Source organism: Halopseudomonas sp. Lyrl_26, from assembly GCF_051948695.1.
Classification (GTDB): domain Bacteria; phylum Pseudomonadota; class Gammaproteobacteria; order Pseudomonadales; family Pseudomonadaceae; genus Halopseudomonas; species Halopseudomonas formosensis.
The window spans coordinates 130560-149350 of record NZ_JAYJLH010000004.1; the positions used below are offsets into that span (position 1 = coordinate 130560).

14 protein-coding genes are annotated in these 18791 nt (G+C 65.9%); 11 read left to right on the top strand and 3 right to left on the bottom strand.

Translation table 11 applies throughout. The annotated features are described in order from the left end of the window. The first annotated feature begins 55 nt into the window (after positions 1-55). From VF673_RS07540 to VF673_RS07560, 5 genes are read left to right on the top strand one after another with little or no spacing between them, the layout of a single operon-like run. Entirely contained in the window at positions 56-1471 is a 1416-nt protein-coding gene (locus VF673_RS07540; protein WP_440291471.1) for a coniferyl aldehyde dehydrogenase, read from the top strand. A 34-nt stretch (positions 1472-1505) separates the two neighbouring features. Next, entirely contained in the window at positions 1506-2048 is a 543-nt protein-coding gene (locus VF673_RS07545; RefSeq protein WP_440291472.1) for a twin-arginine translocation pathway signal protein, read from the top strand. Positions 2049-2067: 19 nt separating this feature from the next. After that, positions 2068-3657, top strand: a complete 1590-nt coding sequence (locus VF673_RS07550; protein WP_440291473.1) for a GMC family oxidoreductase N-terminal domain-containing protein — start codon at positions 2068-2070, stop codon at positions 3655-3657. 42 nt (positions 3658-3699) lie between these two features. After that, positions 3700-5655 carry an alkyl/aryl-sulfatase gene (locus tag VF673_RS07555; protein ID WP_440291474.1) on the top strand — a complete coding sequence of 652 codons (1956 nt, stop codon included), beginning with the start codon at positions 3700-3702 and terminating at the stop codon, positions 5653-5655. 52 nt (positions 5656-5707) lie between these two features. Further along, the gene (locus VF673_RS07560) at positions 5708-6388 is read left to right on the top strand and encodes a TetR/AcrR family transcriptional regulator (protein ID WP_090536384.1); all 681 of its coding nucleotides are present in this window, start codon (positions 5708-5710) and stop codon (positions 6386-6388) included. Here the strand turns inward: VF673_RS07560 and VF673_RS07565 are convergent. Continuing rightward, positions 6360-8150 carry an arylsulfatase gene (locus VF673_RS07565; RefSeq protein WP_440291475.1) on the bottom strand — a complete coding sequence of 597 codons (1791 nt, stop codon included), beginning with the start codon at positions 8148-8150 and terminating at the stop codon, positions 6360-6362. The two genes, VF673_RS07560 and VF673_RS07565, sit on opposite strands and share 29 nt — an antisense overlap. Before the next feature lie 180 nt (positions 8151-8330). Here VF673_RS07565 and VF673_RS07570 point away from each other — a divergent pair, with 180 nt between their 5' ends. Further along, on the top strand, positions 8331-9203 hold the full coding sequence (locus tag VF673_RS07570) for a LysR family transcriptional regulator (protein WP_090536381.1): 873 nt from the start codon (positions 8331-8333) through the stop codon (positions 9201-9203). Positions 9204-9221: 18 nt separating this feature from the next. On the opposite strand, the gene VF673_RS07575 is transcribed toward VF673_RS07570, so the two are convergent. Beyond that, positions 9222-10370, bottom strand: coding sequence for an HPP family protein (locus VF673_RS07575; protein ID WP_440291476.1), 1149 nt, complete (start codon positions 10368-10370; stop codon positions 9222-9224). A gap of 160 nt (positions 10371-10530) precedes the next feature. Beyond that, positions 10531-11976: a cytochrome-c oxidase, cbb3-type subunit I gene (ccoN, locus tag VF673_RS07580; protein ID WP_440291477.1), complete on the bottom strand. Its 1446-nt coding sequence runs from the start codon at positions 11974-11976 to the stop codon at positions 10531-10533. A gap of 219 nt (positions 11977-12195) precedes the next feature. Here ccoN and VF673_RS07585 point away from each other — a divergent pair, with 219 nt between their 5' ends. From VF673_RS07585 to VF673_RS07605, 5 genes are read left to right on the top strand one after another with little or no spacing between them, the layout of a single operon-like run. Then, positions 12196-13368, top strand: a complete 1173-nt coding sequence (locus VF673_RS07585; protein ID WP_440291478.1) for an isovaleryl-CoA dehydrogenase — start codon at positions 12196-12198, stop codon at positions 13366-13368. After that, a complete protein-coding gene (locus VF673_RS07590) occupies positions 13368-14975 on the top strand; it encodes a carboxyl transferase domain-containing protein (RefSeq protein WP_440291479.1) in 1608 nt (535 codons plus the stop codon). Before VF673_RS07585 ends, VF673_RS07590 begins: the two co-directional genes overlap by 1 nt. A gap of 17 nt (positions 14976-14992) precedes the next feature. Then, complete coding sequence (locus VF673_RS07595) at positions 14993-15793, top strand: enoyl-CoA hydratase-related protein (RefSeq protein ID WP_440291480.1); 801 nt, start codon at positions 14993-14995, stop codon at positions 15791-15793. After that, positions 15790-17715 (top strand): acetyl/propionyl/methylcrotonyl-CoA carboxylase subunit alpha, encoded by a 1926-nt coding sequence (locus tag VF673_RS07600; RefSeq protein ID WP_440291481.1) that lies wholly within the window; start codon positions 15790-15792, stop codon positions 17713-17715. Before VF673_RS07595 ends, VF673_RS07600 begins: the two co-directional genes overlap by 4 nt. A gap of 29 nt (positions 17716-17744) precedes the next feature. After that, on the top strand, positions 17745-18644 hold the full coding sequence (locus tag VF673_RS07605; protein ID WP_090536368.1) for a hydroxymethylglutaryl-CoA lyase: 900 nt from the start codon (positions 17745-17747) through the stop codon (positions 18642-18644). Positions 18645-18791: the final 147 nt, after the last annotated feature.

Here is an 18791-nt window from a genome sequence, read left to right on the forward strand (position 1 = left end):
GCGTCCGGCAACTCCTTTACAAACCTAGAGTAATTACTCGAAAACGGGAGTTGCCATGGACCAGTCGTCCTTTCCTTCCCAGACGGTCGCACTGGAGACCCTGCTGGAACGGCAGAGGGCTGCCTTCCTCGCCGACCCCATGCCCTCGGTTGCGGCCCGGCGCGGCTGGCTCAAGGCCCTGCGCCAGGCCCTGGTGGACCAGCAGCACGCCTTGACCTCGGCGGTAAGCCGGGACTTCGGCAACCGCTCCGTTGACGAGACCCTGTTCGCCGAACTGCTGCCCTGCCTGCAATCCATCGACCACATTTCCCGGCACCTGCCCCGCTGGATGAAGCCATCGCGCCGCCCGCTGGGGCTGGCGTTCCAGCCCGGCTCGGCGCAGGTGGTATATCAGCCGCTGGGGGTGGTCGGGGTGATAGTGCCCTGGAACTACCCGCTCTTTCTCGCCATTGGCCCGCTGGTCGGCGCCCTGGCTGCGGGCAACCGGGTGATGATCAAGATGAGTGAGTCCACACCGGAGACGTCGCAGCTGGTCAGGGACCTGCTGGCCCGGGTCTTCCCGGAGGATCAGGTGGCGGTCGTGCTGGGCGAGGCGGACGTGGGCGCGGCCTTTGCCCGCCTGCCCTTCGATCATCTGCTGTTCACCGGCGCCACCAGCATCGGCCGGCACATCCTGCATGCGGCGGCGGACAACCTGACACCCGTCACCCTGGAGCTGGGCGGCAAGTCGCCGGCCATCGTTTCCCGAAACGTCCCGCTGGAAGATGCCGCCGAGCGCATCGCCTTCGGCAAGACCATGAACGCCGGCCAGACCTGTGTTGCCCCCGACTATGTACTGGTGCCCCAGGACCGCATCGAGGGCTTTGTCGAAGCCTACCGGCGCGTCATCCAGCGCTTCTATCCGCAGCTGGCGGACAACCCGGACTACACCAGCATCATCAATGCCCGCCAGCAGGCGCGGCTCGACAGCTATCTGGAGGATGCCCGGGCTCGGGGCGCGCGCGTGGTACCCCTGTTCAGCGAGGGCCAGGATCGCCGCCTGCCGCATACCCTGCTGCTGGATGTGAATGACGACATGCGGGTCATGCAGGACGAGATTTTCGGCCCCCTGCTGCCGGTGGTGCCCTACGCTCACATCGACGAGGCCATTGCCTATATCAATGCCCGGCCCCGTCCGCTGGCGCTCTACTATTTCGGCTACGACCGGCAGGAGCAGCAGCGGGTCATAGCGCGCACCCACTCCGGCGGCGTGGGGATCAACGAGACCCTGCTGCACGTGGCGGTATGCGACCTGCCCTTTGGCGGCATAGGACCGTCGGGCATGGGGCACTACCATGGTCATGAAGGTTTCCTGACCTTCAGCAAGGCCAAGGCGGTGCTGCGCAAACCCCGGCTGAATGCGACCCGGGTGCTCTATCCGCCCTATGGTCGAACCATGCAGAAGCTGCTGCGCCGGCTGTTGATCCGCTGAGCCGGCCACTCCGTTACAAGGTGCGACAACAACAATGAACACGAGCACAGAACAACCCGAGATCAGTCGCCGCCAGCTGCTGCGCTACGGCCTGCTGGGGACCCTGGTGCTGGCGACCGCCGGCGGTATCGCCAGCGTCACCCGGACCCTGCGCAGTGGTCCCGGCACCGGTTACCACCAGCTGCGCGAGAGCCACATACCCATGCTGCGGCGCATCATCCCGGTCATTCTTGATGGTGCCCTGCCCGCCGGTGACGCAGACGCAGCGGTCCAGGCCGTGCTCGATGGGCTCGACCGGAGCCTGGACCACCTCTCCCCGGCCATGCGCAGCCAGAGCCTGCAGCTGTTCGACCTGCTCAGTCTGGATCTCACCCGCGGCGCCGCCACCGGGGTCTGGCGCAGCTGGGAGAACGCCACCAGCGAGCAGGTGGCAAATTTCCTCTCGCGCTGGGAACACAGTCGTCTGGCCCTGTTCCGCCAGGGGTATGGCGCCCTGAACCAGGCCATCCTGCTGGTGTGGTACGGCCAGCCCTTGGCCTGGGCCCATTGCGGCTATCCCGGCCCGCCGCGTTTCTGAGCTCCAAGGAGATGACCAGATGCTGATTCCCGATCTCTTCCGCCAGGGCCTGGAGCGTGGCTGGCAGGTACAGAACGCCTCCCAACTGGAGGAGGATCTGACCCTGGAGGCCGATATTGCCATCGTCGGCAGCGGCGCCGGCGGGGCCACCAGCGCGGAGATTCTCAGCGCCGCCGGATTCAGGGTACTGCTGATAGAGGAAGGCGGACTGTTCACCAGCAGCGACTTCCGCATGCAGGAAAACGAGGCCTATCCGACCCTGTATCAGGAAGGTCTGGGCCGCCTGTCCAAGGACGGCGCCATTACCATACTGCAGGGCCGCGCCGTGGGTGGTACCACCCTGGTGAACTGGACTTCCAGCTTCCGCACCCCGGACCAGACACTGGCACACTGGGCCAGCGAGCACGGCGTGGTGGGCCATGACAGTCGGAGCATGGCGCCCTGGTTCGAGCGCATGGAGCAGCGCCTCGGGGTGGAGCGCTGGGCCGCGGAGCCCAATGCCAACAACGATGTACTGCGCCGCGGCTGCGAAGAGCTGGGCCTGCACTGGGCGGTGATTCCGCGCAACGTGCGCGGCTGCTGGAACCTGGGTTACTGCGGTCTGGGCTGTCCGACCAATGCCAAGCAGTCGATGCTGGTGACCTGCATTCCGGCGATGCTCGACCAGGGCGGCAGCCTGCTCTATCTGGCCCGCGCCGACCGCCTGCTGCTGGAGGGCGACCGGGTCGCCGGTATCGAGTGTGTGGCCATGGACGAACGCTGCGTGGCACCGACCGGACGCCGGGTACGGGTCCGCGCCCGGCATTACATCCTGGCTGGCGGCGCCATCAACAGCCCGGCCCTGCTGATGCGCTCGGAGGCGCCCGACCCGCATCACCTGCTCGGCAAGCGCACCTTCCTGCACCTGACCAGTTTCTCCTGGGCCCAGTTCGACCACCTGATCAATCCCTTCTACGGCGCGCCCCAGTCGATCTACTCGGATCACTTCCAGTGGCGTGACGGAGTCACCGGCCCGATGGGCTACAAGCTGGAAGTGCCACCCATGCAGCCCGGCTTCAGCGCCACCGTGCTCGGCGAACCAGGCACGCCGGGCGCCGGGCTGATGGAACAGCTGCCCAACAGCAACATGCTGCTGGCCCTGCTGCGTGACGGCTTCCACCCGGACAGCGCCAGCGGCACCGTAACGCTGCGCGGCGACGGCTCACCGGTGCTGGATTACCAGCTCACCGACTACACCCGCGAGGGGCTGCGGCGCAGCTACCTGAGCATGGCGGAGATCCAGTTCGCCGCCGGGGCCAAGCTGGTGAAAACAGTGCACAGGGATGCGACGCCGGCACGCAACATGGCCCAGGCCCGAGAGATCATCGAGCAGCTGCCGCTGGAGCGCTACCGCGCCCTGCTGGGCAGCGCCCATGTCATGGGCGGCTGCCCCATGGGCGAGGACCCGCAGCATGCTGTCACCGACAGCCTCGGGCGGCACCACCAGCTGGAAAACCTGTCGATCCACGATGGGTCCCTGTTTCCCACCAGCATCGGTGCCAACCCGCAACTGTCCATCTATGGCCTGACCGCCAAGCTCACCAGCCTGCTGGCCGAGCGCCTGGCCTGAACCTGCTGCCTGCCCCAGGCGCCACACCGGAGCGCAACAACAATGCACAACAAGCTACTCCCCGCCCTGTTCATGCTGAGTCTCGGCCTGCCGGGCCTTCTGGCGGCCCAGAGCCAACCGGCCGAGCCGGCTACCGCCCGCGCCAATGCGGCGGTGCTGGAGCAACTGGATTTCACCGACGCCCGGGCTTTCGAGGATGCCCGTCGCGGCTTCATCGCTGCCGCCGAGGATCCGCTGCTCAATCCCGATGGCAGCCTGTCCTGGGGCATGGGCGCCTACGCCTTCCTCGACGGGGCCGCGCCGGATACCGCCAACCCGAGCCTGTGGCGCCAGGCACAGCTGAATCGCATCCATGGCCTGTTCCGGGTAACCGACGGCATCTACCAGATCCGCGGCATGGACCTGGCCAACATGACGGTGGTCGAGGGCGACAGCGGTCTGATCATCATTGATCCGCTGCTCACCCCGACCACCGCCCGCGCCGCACTGGACCTGTACCTGCAGCACCGCCCGCAGAAGCCGGTGACGGCGGTGATCTACACGCACAACCACGTCGACCACTTCGCCGGCGTGCGGGGCATCGTCAGCGAGGCCGATATCAGCGAGGGCCGTGTCCGCATCTACGCCCCGGAAGGCTTCATGGAACATGCGGTCAGCGAGAACGTCATCGCCGGCAATGCCATGACCCGCCGTGCCATGTACATGTATGGCACGCGGCTGGAGCCGGGCCCCCAGGGCCACATCGACAACGGTCTGGGCAAGGCGCTGAGCCGTGGCGAACTGACCCTGATCCCGCCCACCGACATCATTGCCCGGAGCGGTCGGCACCAGATCGCCGGGGTTGCCATCGATTTCCACATGGCCCAGGGCAGCGAGGCCCAGGCCGAGCTGATGATGTACTTCCCGGCCAGCCGGGTGCTCAACACCGCAGAGGTGACCTCCCACCAGCTGCACAACATCTATACCCTGCGCGGCGCCGAAGTGCGCGACGCCAGCCGCTGGTCCCGCTACATCGATGAGGTTCTTGAAGAGTACGGCCCGAAAACCGACATACTTATCGCCCAGCATCACTGGCCGGTGTGGAATCAGGCCGGGGTGCGCGAGTTTCTCGGCGTGCAGCGCGACCTCTACAAGTACATCCATGACCAGAGCGTGCGGCTGATGAACAAGGGCTACCGGCCGGATGAGATCGCCGAGCAGCTGCGCCTGCCGCCGAGTCTGGCCAGCCGCTGGATCGCCCGGGACTACTACGGCACCCTGCGCCACAATGCCCGGGCCATCTATCAGAAGTACCTCGGCTGGTACGACGCCAACCCGGCCAACCTCAACCCCCTGCCCGCCCGGGAAGCTGCCCGTCGCACCATCGACTACATGGGCGGGATCGATCAAGTGATCGCCCGTGCCCGTGAGGATTTTGCCAGAGGGGACTACCGCTGGGTGGCCTCCATCATGAGCCAGGCGGTGTTCGCCGAGCCGGATAACCGGGCCGCCCGTGAACTGAATGCCGCCGCGCTGGAGCAGCTCGGCTATCAGGCCGAATCCGGGCCATGGCGCAATGTCTATCTGTCCGGCGCGCTGGAGCTGCGCGAAGGCGGCCCCGGCCAGGAATCCGCTGCCCTGGCGGCGGACCTGCTGCGGGCGCTGGATACCGGCATGTTCTTCGACCTGCTCGGGGTACGGCTCAACGGCCCGCGGGCCGAAGGACAGCACCTGGTGCTGAACTGGCATTTCACCGATACCGACGAGCGCTTCCGGGTCAATCTGGAAAATGCCACCCTGACCTGGCTGCCCGACCGACAGGCCGAGCAGGCGGACGCCAGCATCCGCCTGGCGCGCAGTACCCTGGATGCGATCCTGCTGCAGCGCACCAGCTTCCCCGAGGCCATACAATCGGGCGCCATCCGCATCGAGGGCGACCCGCAGAAGTTCTTCCAGCTGCTGACGCTGATGGACCAGTTCACCCCGGACTTTGCCCTGATCGAACCACTTGAGGAATAATCCCCGCTGCCGCCGTGACCCCACGGCGGCTCTCCACGCAAAAGAGAGACCAATGACCCGCAGAGCCAATACCCGCGATCGCATCCTGCAGGCAAGCCTGCAACTGTTCAATGAACAGGGTGAGCGCAATGTCACCACCAACCACATTGCCAGCCACATGGGCATTTCGCCGGGTAATCTCTACTACCACTTCCGGAGCAAAAGCGAGATAGTCGCCGAGCTGTTCGCCGGCTTTCAGCAGCAGATGGAGGCCTTCTTCACGATACCGGCGGACGAGCCCCTGACCCTGGAAGACAAGGCCCGCTATCTGGAGAACCTGCTGGAGATTCTCTGGCAGCACCGCTTCATGCACCAGGGTCTGGAATACCTGCTGGAAGCGGATCCGGCGCTGGCCGAAGGTTATCGGCAGTTCGCCCAGCGCACCCTGGCCGGCAGCACCGGTATCTACCTGGCCTTTGCCGAGGCGGGGATTCTCGAGCTGACCCCGCGCCAGGCCGAAACGCTGAGCATCAATGTGTGGATAGTGCTCAGCGGCTGGCTGCAGTTTCTGACCACCAGCCATGGCCTGCACCCCGGCCGGGACCGGCGGATGCTGCAGCGCGGCATCTACCAGATCCTGGCCCTGGAGGAAGGTTATGTGGCACCGGCCTATCGCGAGGCGGTACGCGAGCTGCGCGACCGCCTCCATGTACCGCTGGAGGATCTCAGCGACGCCGCCGGCGCCACGCAGTGATACCCAGCCCCACCAGCAGCACCAGTACCACGCCGGCTATCACCAGCTGGCGACCATGGCGTTCGAGGAACTGCTGGCGGGCATTGCGGTTCAGCTGCTCCCAGGCGTTGTAGTCATCGGGCACTTCGACCAGCCCGTGCTCATCAACGAATGAGCGGTAGGCCGCCAGCATGGATGCCACGCGCTCGGGCTCCTGCTGCGCCAGATCCTGACGCTCCAACGGATCGCTGCGCAGGTTGAACAGCCGCGTGCCGGCCGAATCTCCCAGGGCGCTGCTGCGCGCATGCACCAGCTTGTAGTCGCCCTGCCACACCGCCACACCGCCGGCCAGCTCGTAGACCAGCACTTCGTCCTCCGGGTGTACCCGGTCGCTCTCGCCGCGCAGCAGCGGCAGCATGCTGGTACCCATGATGCGATGCACCGGCCGCCCCTGGTACTCGCCGTCCGGCACGGGTGTGCCGGTCAGCTCCAGCAGGGTCGGCGCGATATCCATGACGTAGCCGAACGCCGGGGTGCGCTGACCGGGCTCGATCAGGGCCGGATGGCGGACAATCATCGGCACCCGCAGGCCGCCGCCATAGGGCGAGCCCTTGTAGGAATAGAAGGGCGTGTTGGAGGCATAGCCCCAGCCCCGGCCATACTCGCTCCAGCTGCCACGCGAACCCAGCGCCTCCAGTTCCCGGTCATAGCGCAGGCGGTAGAACCAGGGAGCCACCTCGGTCAGCACCGTGGACTCGGCGCCGTTGTCGCTCATGAAGATGATCAGGGTATTGTCCAGCTCGCCGCTGGAGCGCAGGTGGTCGATGACCCGCCCGATGCTCTCGTCCATGGCTTCGGCCATGCCGGCGAACACCGCCATCTGCCGCGCCCGGTAACGCTGCTCCTCGGCATCAAGGCTGTCCCAGTCCAGGGTCGGAGTGCCGTAGAAGGTGCCCCAGTCGCGGCTGACCACCGATTCTGCGGTACGCGGCAGCACGCCCATGGCGGTCATGCGGTCGTAGCGGCGCTGGCGAATCACGTCCCAGCCCTCGACATAGGTGTCGGCGTAGCGCTCCACGTACTCCGCCGGTGCGTGATGGGGCGCATGCACTGCCTGGAATGCCAGGTAGGCGAAGAAGGGCTGTTCGCTGTCCGGTTCGCTGCTCAGGTATTCGATCAGCTTGTCGGCATAGAAGAAGGAGGAGTAGAAATCATCCGGCAGGCGGATCGGCTGATCGTCCTCGACCCAGGTGGCGGTGCCGGCAGGCAGATAGTGCTTGGCTTCCCAGTTGTCCGCGCCACTCTCCAGCAGCGCTACCGAGCGCTGGAAGCCACGGGCACCGGGCAGGCTCTCCGGTCTCGATCCCAGATGCCACTTGCCGGCCATGTAGGTGCGATAACCGGCATCACGCAGCAGGGTCGGCAGGGTCACCGCCTGGTCGTTGAGCCAGGTCTCGTAGCCGGGCTGCCCCTTCTGGTTGTCGGCCATGATTTCCTTCATGTTGCCCATGCCGACCTTGTGGCTGGTCACTCCGGTCATCAGCATGGCGCGGGTGGGCGAACAGGTGGCAGCCACGTGGAAGTTGGTGAACTGCAGGCCCTCGGCGGCCAGGGCGTCGATGTTCGGGGTACTGATCTCCCCACCGTAGGCTCCGGGGTCGGAGAAGCCCATGTCATCCGCCACTATGAGCAGTATGTTGGGTCGCGGGGCAGCCTGCACCGCCAGCGGCAGCAGGCAGGCGAGCATGCCCAGCAGGGCGGGATGGAGCAGCGTCCGTTTCATGGCAGTACCCTTTCGTTGTTGTTATGGCTGTCCACGGGCAGGGCTTTTTCCACTGCCCGGTTGCGATAGTGATCCGGGATGCCCAAGATATAGAGCAATTACTCTAAAATGTAAAGCCGGCCGCCCGGAACCTGCTTCGCTTGGTAGAATGCACAGCGGCCTTAACAATGGGGATTATCCATGGACATCAGCCTGGCCAGAACCTTTCTGGAAATCGTGCGCAGCGGCAGCTTCGTCGCGGCGGCGGAACGGCTGCATGTTACTCAGGCAGCCGTCACCTCGCGTATCCAGAGCCTGGAAAGCCAGCTGGGTTGCACCCTGTTCATCCGCAACCGCTCGGGCGCTCGCCTGACTGCCGATGGCGAGGCCTTTCTCACCCACGCCAGTCAGATGACCCAGGCCTGGGATAACGCGCTGCGGGATCTGCCCCTGCTCAAGGGCTTCAGCGATGTGCTGCATATCGGCGGCGAGGCCAGTCTGGCCACGCCCCTGATCCTGCAGTGGGTACGTACCCTGCGCCAGCAGATTCCCGAGCACTCGGTGCGTGCGGAGATCGGCGACAGCAGTCTGCTGATGCAGCGGGTGGAACAGGGCACCCTGGACGCGGCACTGGTCTACCGGCCGGAATACCTGCCGGGTCTGCAGGTCGAGGAACTGCTGGAGGAGAAACTCATCCAGGTGTGCCGTCCGGATTGTCCCGAACCCTATGTCTATATCGACTGGGGCGAGGAATTCCGCCGCCAGCACGATGCCGCCCTGCCCGACTGTGCCCGCGCCCCGGTGACCTTCAACCTCGGCCCCCTGGCCCTGCAGTACATCCTGGAGTCCGGCGGGTCCGGCTACTTCCGCAGCCGCGTGGTGCAGCATTATCTGGACACAGGCATGCTGCGGCGGGTGGAAATGGCCCCCGAGTTCAGCTTTCCCACCTATCTGGTGTATTCGCGCCAGCGCACTTCGGCTGTACTGGATCGGGCTCTGGAACTGCTGCGGGAACTGGCGCAGATCGAGCAGGACTGGTCCCAGCGCTGGGACCCGATCCCACCCACTGCCTAGGCCTGGATCTGCCCTGCCTCAGGCCAGGTGATTGACCAGATCCCGGTGCAGGGCAGCGATCACGTCGGTCTGGGTGACCATGCCGACGATATGTCCGTTATCCAGTACCGGCAGGCAATGCAGCCCCTGACTGGAGAGCAGCGGAATCATGTCCACCACGTGGGTATGACGGTCGACGGTGACCACCGGCGCGGTCATGATGCGGTGCAGCGGCTGGTCGCGCCACAGATTCACCCGGGTCGGCAGGATCCGCCCCATGGGCAGGTCCAGCTGCGCCAGCAGATCACTGAGGCTGATGATGCCCTGCACCCGCCCTGCACTGTCCACTACCGGCAGCGTCTTGACCTGATGATGGCGGAACATGCCGATGGCCTGACGTACCGTGGTGTCGGGACCCACGGTACGGATATCCCGTGACATTATCTGCTCGGCGCGGATGTTACCCATCTTGCGCCGCAGGGCAGAGCTTTCGGTGTCGCGGATGATCTGCTCCAGATCATGGCGGGTGATGTCGATGAAGGAACCGAACCTGTCCAGCGCCCGATCCAGATCCTCCTCGGTGAAGCCGACCCGCTGTTCGGGCAGCAGGTCCTGGGTACGGTGCAGATCGATACGCGGCGCCTGCTTCGGATAGCGCACCCCGGTCAGGTTGTTGTACAGCGTGGCGCAGAACAGCAGACAGCAGGCATTGAGCATGATCGGCAGGGGCAGCCAGGCGCCGAGAGGTTCCAACAGCTGCGCCGCCAGCACGATCACCACCGTCATGGCACTGGCCGGTGGGTGCACACAGCGCAGCAACAGCATGCCCAGCACCACTGTCCCCAGGGCCACGGGCAGGCGAACAGTCAGTTCGGCTCCGGCCAGCGCCGGCAGGTGCAGCACAGCAGCACCGGTCAGACCGGCAAGCAGATAACTGCCCAGGACCGGCCAGGGCTGGGCCAGTGCGCCGGAGGACACCACGAACAGCAACACCGCCGACGCGCCGGCCGGCCCCAGCAGCACCATGGCGGTGGTGGGGCCATAGAGCAGACTGGACAACCAGTAGGTGAACACCACTGCCAGCGCCACACCGCCGGAGGCACGCAGCCACTCACCGGGTCGGGGCTGCACGGTACGGGGCAGCCAGCCGAAGAGGCGGCGGGAGAGAAGCAACAACTGATCAGACATAGACACCTGTTCCTGCCGGTGACCGCCGACAGCGCATCAGAAACCGGAACTGCAAAGGGATATCAACGGGGGCGGCTATATTGCCTCTCCGGACGACAACAGGCCAAACGATAATATCTGATCATGAATCAACCATTGCTTATGGATGACCTTGCACAGCTCAACCTGGCGCCTGCTCCAGCGCGCCTTCCTTCACGGTAGCTCCGCGCATGGTCATGGCACAGTTGAACACCATCAGGAACATGCCGGCAGCGAAGATACCGCCGCCGATCAGGCGCACCACATACCCCGGATGAGAGGCCTCCAGTGCTTCGACAAAGGCGTAGGTCAGCGTCCCGTCCACGTTCACCGCGCGCCACATCAGCCCCTGGGTGATGCCGTTGACCCACATGGCGACGATGTAGAGCACCGTGCCCATGCTGGCCATCCAGAAATGCAGATTGACCAGACGGACGCTGTACATCTGCTGCCGCCCCCAGAGCCTCGGCACCATGTGGTACAGGGCGCCGATACTGATCATCGCCACCCAGCCCAGAGCCCCGGCATGCACATGACCTATGGTCCAGTCGGTGTAGTGGGACAGCGCGTTCACCGTCTTGATCGCCATCATCGGCCCCTCGAAGGTGGACATCCCGTAGAACGCCAGGGCCACTACCAGGAAGCGCAGTACCGGGTCGGAGCGCAGTTTGTGCCAGGCCCCGGACAGCGTCATCATGCCGTTGATCATCCCGCCCCAGCTGGGCGCCAGCAGAATGATGGACATGACCATGCCCAGGGTCTGCGCCCAGTCCGGCAGCGCGGTGTAATGCAGGTGATGCGGACCGGCCCAGATGTAGAGCGCGATCACCGACCAGAAGTGCACGATGGACAGCCGATAGGAGTAGATCGGCCGCTCCGCCTGCTTAGGCACGTAGTAGTACATCAGTCCGAGAAAGCCCACCGAAAGGATGAAGCCGACCACGCTGTGACCATACCACCACTGAATCATGGCATCGGCGGCGCCGGCATACACCGGGTAGGACTTGAGCAGCGTCACCGGCAGGTCGATGTGATTGATCACATGGACCATGCCGGTGACTATGATGAAGGCACCGTAGAACCAGTTGGCCACGTAGATGTGCCTGACCTGTCGCCGGGCGATGGTGCCGAAGAACAGCCAGGCATAGATCAGCCAGACGAGCGTCAGCAGAGTCGCCAGCGGCCAGATCATCTCGGCGTATTCCTTGCTCGTGGTCAGCCCGTTGGCGTAGCTCAGGATCATGGCCGCCACCAGCAGCTGCCAGGCCCAGAACACGAAGTTCGCGGCTCCGTCCGAGATCAGGCGCGCGCGGCTGGTGCGCTGCACCACATAAAAGGAGGTGGCAAAGAGCGCGCCACCGCCAAAGGCGAAGATGACCAGGTTGGTATGTATCGGGCGGATACGCCCGAAGCTGAACCAGGGCAGGTCGAAATTGAGTGCCGGCCATACCAGCTGTGCAGCGAGAATGACGCCCACCAGCATGCCCAGGGCGCCCCAGACCAGCGTCATGACGGTGAATTTGCGAACGATATCGTAGTTGTAACCGGGCTCCGCTGGGGTGCCCGCGGCAATGGAAGGGGTGTGCATGACTACTCCGTACAGCAAGGCAGGCTGAAAACGAAAACAGTCTGCGCCCCTCACTTAATAAAATCAAAACAATAATAACGTATATTAAATTCGCATATTTTTATATTTGATAACCATCAAGGCATTCCCGCGAAAGTCCTGCCTGCAGACAGCGATTGACACCCGATGCGCCACTGCCTAGCTTGAGGGTAGTCACTGACTACAATAACAAGGTGGCACATGAGCAATTCCGATCTTGATTTCGCTCTGGGGGAAACCATCGATCTGCTGCGCGAGCAGGTGCGCGGCTTCGTCAATCGCGAACTGGCGCCCCGGGCCGCCGCCATCGATGCGGACAATGCCTTTCCCATGGACATGTGGCGCAAGTTCGGTGACATGGGCCTGCTGGGCATCACCGCCCCCGAGGAGTACGGCGGTGCCGGTATGGGCTATCTGGCCCATGCCGTGGCCATGGAGGAAATCAGCCGCGCCAGCGCCTCGGTCGCCCTCTCCTACGGTGCCCACTCCAACCTCTGCGTAAACCAGATCAGCCGCAACGGCAGCGCCGAACAGAAAGCCCGCTACCTGCCGAAGCTGATCAGCGGCGAGCATGTCGGCGCCCTGGCCATGAGCGAGCCGGAGGCCGGCTCCGATGTGGTCAGCATGCGCCTGCGCGCCGAACGGCGCGGCGATCATTACCTGCTCAATGGCAGCAAGATGTGGATCACCAACGGTCCGGATGCCGACGTACTGGTGATCTACGCCAAGACCGAACCCGAACGCGGTGCCCGGGGCATTACCGCCTTCATCGTCGAGGGCGACAGCCCCGGTTTCAGCCGCGGTGCCAAGCTGGACAAGCTGGGCATGCGCGGCTCCAACACCTGCCCGCTGTTCTTCGATGACGTAGCCGTACCCGTGGAGAACGTGCTGGGCGAGGTCAATGGCGGGGTTCGGGTGCTGATGAGCGGGCTCGACTACGAGCGCGTGGTGCTGGCCGCCGGCCCGGTGGGCATCATGCAGGCCTGCCTCGATCTGGCCCTGCCCTACGCCCGGGAGCGGCGGCAGTTCGGTCAGAGCATCGGCGAGTTCCAGCTGATCCAGGGCAAGCTGGCGGACATCTACACGGCGCTCAATGCCAGCCGTGCCTATCTGTATACGGTGGCGCGCAGCTGCGACAACGGTCAGGCCACCCGCAAGGACGCCGCCGGGGTCATTCTCCATACCGCCGAGCAGGCCACCAGGGCCGCGCTGGAAACCATCCAGATCCTCGGCGGCAACGGCTACATCAACGACTACCCGGCCGGTCGCCTGCTGCGCGATGCCAAGCTCTACGAGATCGGCGCCGGCACCAGCGAGATCCGCCGCATGCTGATCGGCCGGGAGCTGTTCAATGATCCACAGGGAGGCCACTGATGGCCCGCTGGCAGACCCGCATCAACCCCGGCTCACCCGACTTTCAACACAACCGCGAGCATATGCAGCACCTGACCAGGGAACTGCAGACACTGCTTGAACAGATCCGGCGGGGCGGCGGCGAACAGGCCCAGCAGCGGCATGTCAGCCGCGGCAAGCTGCTGCCCAGGGAACGCATCGACGCCCTGCTCGATACCGGCTCGCCCTTCCTCGAGCTCAGCCCGCTGGCCGCCTGGCAGGTATATGACGAGGAGGTGCCGGCCGCCGGCCTGATCGCAGGCATCGGCCGGGTGTCCGGGGTCGAATGCATGATCATCGCCAACGACGCCACGGTCAAAGGCGGCACCTACTACCCGCTGACGGTAAAGAAGCACCTGCGCGCCCAGGCCATCGCCGAGCAGAACCGCCTGCCCTGCCTCTATCTGGTCGACTCCGGCGGCGCCAACCTGCCCCGCCAGGACGAGGTGTTCCCGGACCGTGAGCACTTCGGTCGCATCTTCTTCAACCAGGCGCGCATGAGCGCCGCCGGCATCCCGCAGATCGCTGTGGTCATGGGCTCCTGTACCGCCGGGGGCGCCTATGTTCCGGCCATGGCCGACGAGGCAATCATGGTGCGCAATCAGGCGACCATCTTCCTCGCCGGCCCACCCCTGGTACGCGCCGCCACCGGCGAGGTGGTCAGCGCCGAGGAGCTGGGCGGCGCCGACCTGCACTGCCGCACCTCCGGGGTGGCGGACCACTATGCGCAAAACGACGAGCATGCCCTGGCCCTGGCCCGGCGCTGCATCAGCCAGCTCAACTGGCGCAAACACGGCCGGCTGCAGACCCGCCCGCCGCGTCCGCCCCAGTACCCTGTCGAGGAGCTTTACGGCGTGGTGCCGGTGGACGGCAAACAGTCCTGGGATGTGCGCGAGGTGATCGCCCGGCTGGTGGACGACAGCGAGTTCGACGAGTTCAAGGCCCTGTTCGGCCCGACCCTGGTCTGCGCCTTCGCCCACCTGCACGGTTACCCGGTCGCCATACTGGCGAACAACGGCATCCTGTTTTCCGAGGCGGCGCAGAAGGGCGCGCATTTCATCCAGCTGGCCTGCCAGCGCGGCATTCCGCTGGTATTTCTGCAGAACATCACCGGCTTCATGGTCGGTCAGAAATACGAGACGGGCGGCATTGCCAAGCATGGCGCCAAGCTGGTCACCGCCGTGGCCTGCGCCAGGGTACCGAAGTTTACCGTGATCATCGGCGGCAGCTTCGGCGCCGGCAACTATGGCATGTGCGGCCGGGCCTACGACCCGCGCTTCCTGTGGATGTGGCCCAACGCCCGGATCGGCGTCATGGGCGGCGAGCAGGCCGCCGGGGTGCTGGTGCAAGTCAAGCGCGAACAGGCCGAACGCCAGGGAGCGCCCTTCACGGAGGAGGATGAACAGGCGCTGAGAGGGCCCATACTGGAGCAGTACGAACGCCAGGGCCACCCCTACTACTCCAGCGCCCGGCTGTGGGACGACGGCGTGATCGATCCGGCCCAGACCCGGGATGTGCTGGGGCTGGCGATTTCGGCAAGTCTGAATGCCGAGGTTGAAGAGACGGCGTTCGGGGTATTCAGGATGTAAGGGCGACGGGGAAACAGATGCCATTCAACACCATACAACTCGAACACCACCCACAGGGCCATGCCACCCTGTGGCTGAACCGCCCTGCCCGCCACAACGCCTTCAACGCGCAGATGATCGACGAGCTGCTGCAGGCGCTGGAGCAGTTGCACGGCAATGACCGACTGCGGCTGCTGGTATTGCGCGGCCGGGGCAGGCATTTCAGCGCTGGGGCAGACATCGAGTGGATGCGCGAGGCCGCAGAGCTGGATTATGCCGCCAACCTGCGGGACGCCGAGGCGCTGGGCGAGCTGATGTATCGGCTGTACCAGCTGCCGATGCCGACCCTGGCCGTGGTCCAGGGTGCGGCCTTTGGGGGCGCGCTGGGGCTGATTGCCTGCTGTGATCTGGCCCTGGGCGCGGAAGACGCACAGTTGTCGCTGTCTGAGGTGCGCATCGGTCTGGCCCCGGCGGTGATCAGTCCCTATGTGGTCAAGGCGATCGGCGAACGCGCCACCCGGCAGCTGGCGATCAGCGCCGAGCGTATCAGCGGCGAGCAGGCCAGAGCCCTGGGGCTGCTGACCGAGACCGCCCCCGCTGACGCGCTGGAGGCGCTGCTCGAGCGCTGGGTAACCGCCCTGATGGGCAACAGCCCCCAGGCCATGCGCGAGAGCAAGGCGCTGGTACAGGAGGCCAGCCGCCACAGCCTGACGCGGGAGCTGCGCCGCCATACCGAGCAGAGCATCGCCCGCATCCGCGTCAGCCCGGAAGGTCAGGAGGGGCTGCGGGCCTTTCTGGAGAAGCGCCCGCCGAACTGGTCAGTGGAGCCCGAATCATGATCCAGCGTCTGCTGATAGCCAACCGCGGCGAGATCGCCTGTCGCATCATCCGCACCGCCCGCGCCATGGGTATCGACACGGTGGCGGTATACAGCACTGTCGACCGCCGGGCCCGGCATGTGCAGGAAGCGGATATGGCCATGGCCCTGTCCGGCGCCCGCCCCGGCGAAAGCTATCTGGATATGACACAGCTGCTTGACGCCGCCCGGGCCAGCGGCGCCGATGCAATTCATCCCGGTTACGGCTTCCTCTCGGAGAACCCGGCCTTTGCCCGGGCCGTGGCCGAGGCCGGTCTGACCCTGATCGGACCGCCCGCCAGTGCCATAGAGGCCATGGGCGACAAGGCCGCAGCCAAGGCGCTGATGGCCCGGGCAGGCGTGCCACTGGTGCCCGGCTACCACGGCACAGACCAGTCCCCGGCGGCCTTTGCCCGGGCGGCAGAGCAGATCGGCTTCCCCGTACTGCTCAAGGCCAGCGCCGGTGGCGGCGGCAAGGGCATGAAGATAGTCGAGCGGGCCGATGAGCTGACGGCCGCCATCGAGTCGGCCCGGCGCGAAGCCCTTGCCGCCTTCGGTGATGATGGGCTGCTGCTGGAGAAATACCTGATCCGGCCCCGGCACGTGGAGATCCAGATCTTTGCCGACCACCGGGGCAATTGTGTCTATCTGCATGAGCGGGACTGCTCCATCCAGCGCCGCCATCAGAAGGTGCTGGAGGAGGCCCCCGCCCCCGGGCTGGAGCCATCATTGCGCCATGCCATGGGCCAGGCAGCAGTTCGCGCCGCGCGGGCGATCGGCTACGTCGGCGCCGGCACCCTGGAGTTTCTGCTGGACGCCAGGGGTGACTTCTATTTCATGGAAATGAATACCCGGTTGCAGGTCGAGCACCCGGTGACCGAGGCCATTACCGGGCTGGATCTGGTGGAGTGGCAACTGCGCATCGCCCGGGGTGAACCGCTGCCGCTGACCCAGCAGCAGATCCCTCTGCAGGGCCACGCAATCGAGGTGCGGCTGTACGCCGAGGACCCGGACCACGACTTCCTGCCCGCCAGCGGCCAGCTGCAGCTGTACCGCGAGCCGCTCCCCGGGCCGGGCCAGCGCATCGACAGCGGCGTACGCGAGGGCGACGAGATCAGCCCCTGGTACGACCCGCTGCTGGGCAAGCTGATCGCCTGGGGCAACGACCGGGAACAGGCCCGGCAGCGCCTGCTGGACCTGCTGCGCCGCACCCTGGTCGGCGGCATTCACAGCAACCGCGGCTTCCTGTTGCGGCTGCTGCAGCACCCGGCCTTTACCGCCGGTGCTCTGGATACCGGTTTCATCGCGCAGCACGCGGCCGAGCTGCTGCCTGAACCCACGCCCCTGCCGGAGGAATTCTGGGAGCAGGCCGGGCGGCATTTTCTGGCTACCCTGCCCGACGAGCCCCGGTCGGATGATCCCGCATCGCCCTGGGCCCGGCCCAGCGGCCTGCGGCTGGGCGGCCCCGCCACCGCGCGCCTGCATCTGCAGTGCGGCGACCAGCAGCGCCGCCTGTATCTGGACCCGGAGAGCGAGCCGGTCCCCTCGCCGAGCGCAGTGCGCCGGGGCGAGGTGCTCTTTGTGCCCTGGCAGCATCAGATTTACAGCGTGCGCCGCCATGACCCGCTGGCGGCCGCCGGCAGCCATGCCCTGCCCGAGGGTGGCCTGAGCGCCCCCATGAACGGCAGCGTGGTGCGGGTGCTGGTGCAGCCGGGCCAGCAGGTCGAGGCCGGTACTGCGCTGATGGTACTGGAGGCGATGAAGATGGAGCACAGCGTTCGCGCCGACCGCAGCGGGACCGTGCGCCAGTTGTTCTTCGGCGAGGGGGACATGGTGACCGAGGGCAGTCTGCTGCTGGAACTGGAACCGGCCGGGGGCGACTCACCGGCCGCTATAATCGAATGACCATGACCGGCAGTACAGGAGTCCAGCCCATGCCCCTGCCCCGGCAAGTGCGCCTGGTGGAAGTCGGACCGCGCGATGGCCTGCAGAACGAGGCCACCCCGGTCAGCGTGGCCCAACGCATCGAACTGGTGGACCGTCTGAGCGCCACCGGCCTGAGCCATATCGAGGCCGGCGCCTTCGTTTCCCCCCGCTGGGTGCCGCAGATGGCCGACTCCGCTGCGGTGCTGGCTGGTATCCGGCGCCGGCCCGGGGTTCGGTACGGCGTACTGACGCCCAACCTGCAGGGACTGGAAGCCGCGCTGACCGCCGGCGCCGATGAAGTGGCGGTGTTCGCCTCCGCCTCCGAGGGTTTCTCGCAACGCAACATCAACTGCTCGATCAGCGAAAGCCTGCAGCGCTTCGCGCCGGTGCTGGAGCTGGCGTCGGAGCGGGGTGTGGCGGTGCGCGGTTATGTCTCCTGTGTACTCGGCTGCCCCTACGACGGCGCCGTGGCCCCGGAGCAGGTAGCGGCGGTGGCGGCAGATCTGCAGGCCATGGGGTGTTACGAGATTTCCCTGGGCGACACCATAGGCGTGGGCGTGCCCAGTGCCACCCGACGGTTGATCGAGGTGGTCGGTGAACGGGTTCCCCGGAACCGGTTGGCCGGCCACTTCCACGACACCTATGGCCAGGCGCTGGTCAATATCCACGCGGCTCTGCTGGAGGGCGTCAGCGTGTTCGACAGCTCGGTCGCCGGACTCGGCGGCTGCCCCTACGCCCAGGGCGCCAGCGGTAATGTGGCCAGTGAGGACGTGCTCTACATGCTCGACGGCATGGGCATCAGCACCGGCGTGGATCTGCGCTCGCTGGTCGCGGTCGGTCACTGGATCTGCCAGCAGCTGGGCAGGGAGAATGGTTCCCGGGTCGGCCGGGCGATGGGCAAGCAGTGACCCGCCGGGAGCGTCGAGCACCAGCTCGATGAGCGGCTTTGGCCGCCAGATTGTGGACGAGCTGGTGCTCGTCCGTCCCGGGCACATTCGCCCCGAGGGCTGGGCTCATGCAGCGCGTTACCCGTAGGAGCGGCGCCCCCGCCGCGA

What these genes read in the sequence shown, in the direction of transcription:
- VF673_RS07550 (WP_440291473.1), top strand. Translation starts at nt 2,068, where the DNA reads ATGCTGATTCCCGATCTCTTCCGCCAGGGCCTGGAGCGTGGCTGGCAG.
- VF673_RS07570 (WP_090536381.1), top strand. Translation starts at nt 8,331, where the DNA reads ATGGACATCAGCCTGGCCAGAACCTTTCTGGAAATCGTGCGCAGCGGC.
- VF673_RS07600 (WP_440291481.1), top strand. Translation starts at nt 15,790, where the DNA reads ATGATCCAGCGTCTGCTGATAGCCAACCGCGGCGAGATCGCCTGTCGC.
- VF673_RS07560 (WP_090536384.1), top strand. Translation starts at nt 5,708, where the DNA reads ATGACCCGCAGAGCCAATACCCGCGATCGCATCCTGCAGGCAAGCCTG.
- VF673_RS07565 (WP_440291475.1), bottom strand. Translation starts at nt 8,150, where the DNA reads ATGAAACGGACGCTGCTCCATCCCGCCCTGCTGGGCATGCTCGCCTGC.
- VF673_RS07590 (WP_440291479.1), top strand. Translation starts at nt 13,368, where the DNA reads ATGGCCCGCTGGCAGACCCGCATCAACCCCGGCTCACCCGACTTTCAA.
- VF673_RS07605 (WP_090536368.1), top strand. Translation starts at nt 17,745, where the DNA reads ATGCCCCTGCCCCGGCAAGTGCGCCTGGTGGAAGTCGGACCGCGCGAT.
- VF673_RS07595 (WP_440291480.1), top strand. Translation starts at nt 14,993, where the DNA reads ATGCCATTCAACACCATACAACTCGAACACCACCCACAGGGCCATGCC.
- VF673_RS07540 (WP_440291471.1), top strand. Translation starts at nt 56, where the DNA reads ATGGACCAGTCGTCCTTTCCTTCCCAGACGGTCGCACTGGAGACCCTG.
- VF673_RS07585 (WP_440291478.1), top strand. Translation starts at nt 12,196, where the DNA reads ATGAGCAATTCCGATCTTGATTTCGCTCTGGGGGAAACCATCGATCTG.
- VF673_RS07555 (WP_440291474.1), top strand. Translation starts at nt 3,700, where the DNA reads ATGCACAACAAGCTACTCCCCGCCCTGTTCATGCTGAGTCTCGGCCTG.
- VF673_RS07575 (WP_440291476.1), bottom strand. Translation starts at nt 10,370, where the DNA reads ATGTCTGATCAGTTGTTGCTTCTCTCCCGCCGCCTCTTCGGCTGGCTG.
- VF673_RS07545 (WP_440291472.1), top strand. Translation starts at nt 1,506, where the DNA reads ATGAACACGAGCACAGAACAACCCGAGATCAGTCGCCGCCAGCTGCTG.
- ccoN (WP_440291477.1), bottom strand. Translation starts at nt 11,976, where the DNA reads ATGCACACCCCTTCCATTGCCGCGGGCACCCCAGCGGAGCCCGGTTAC.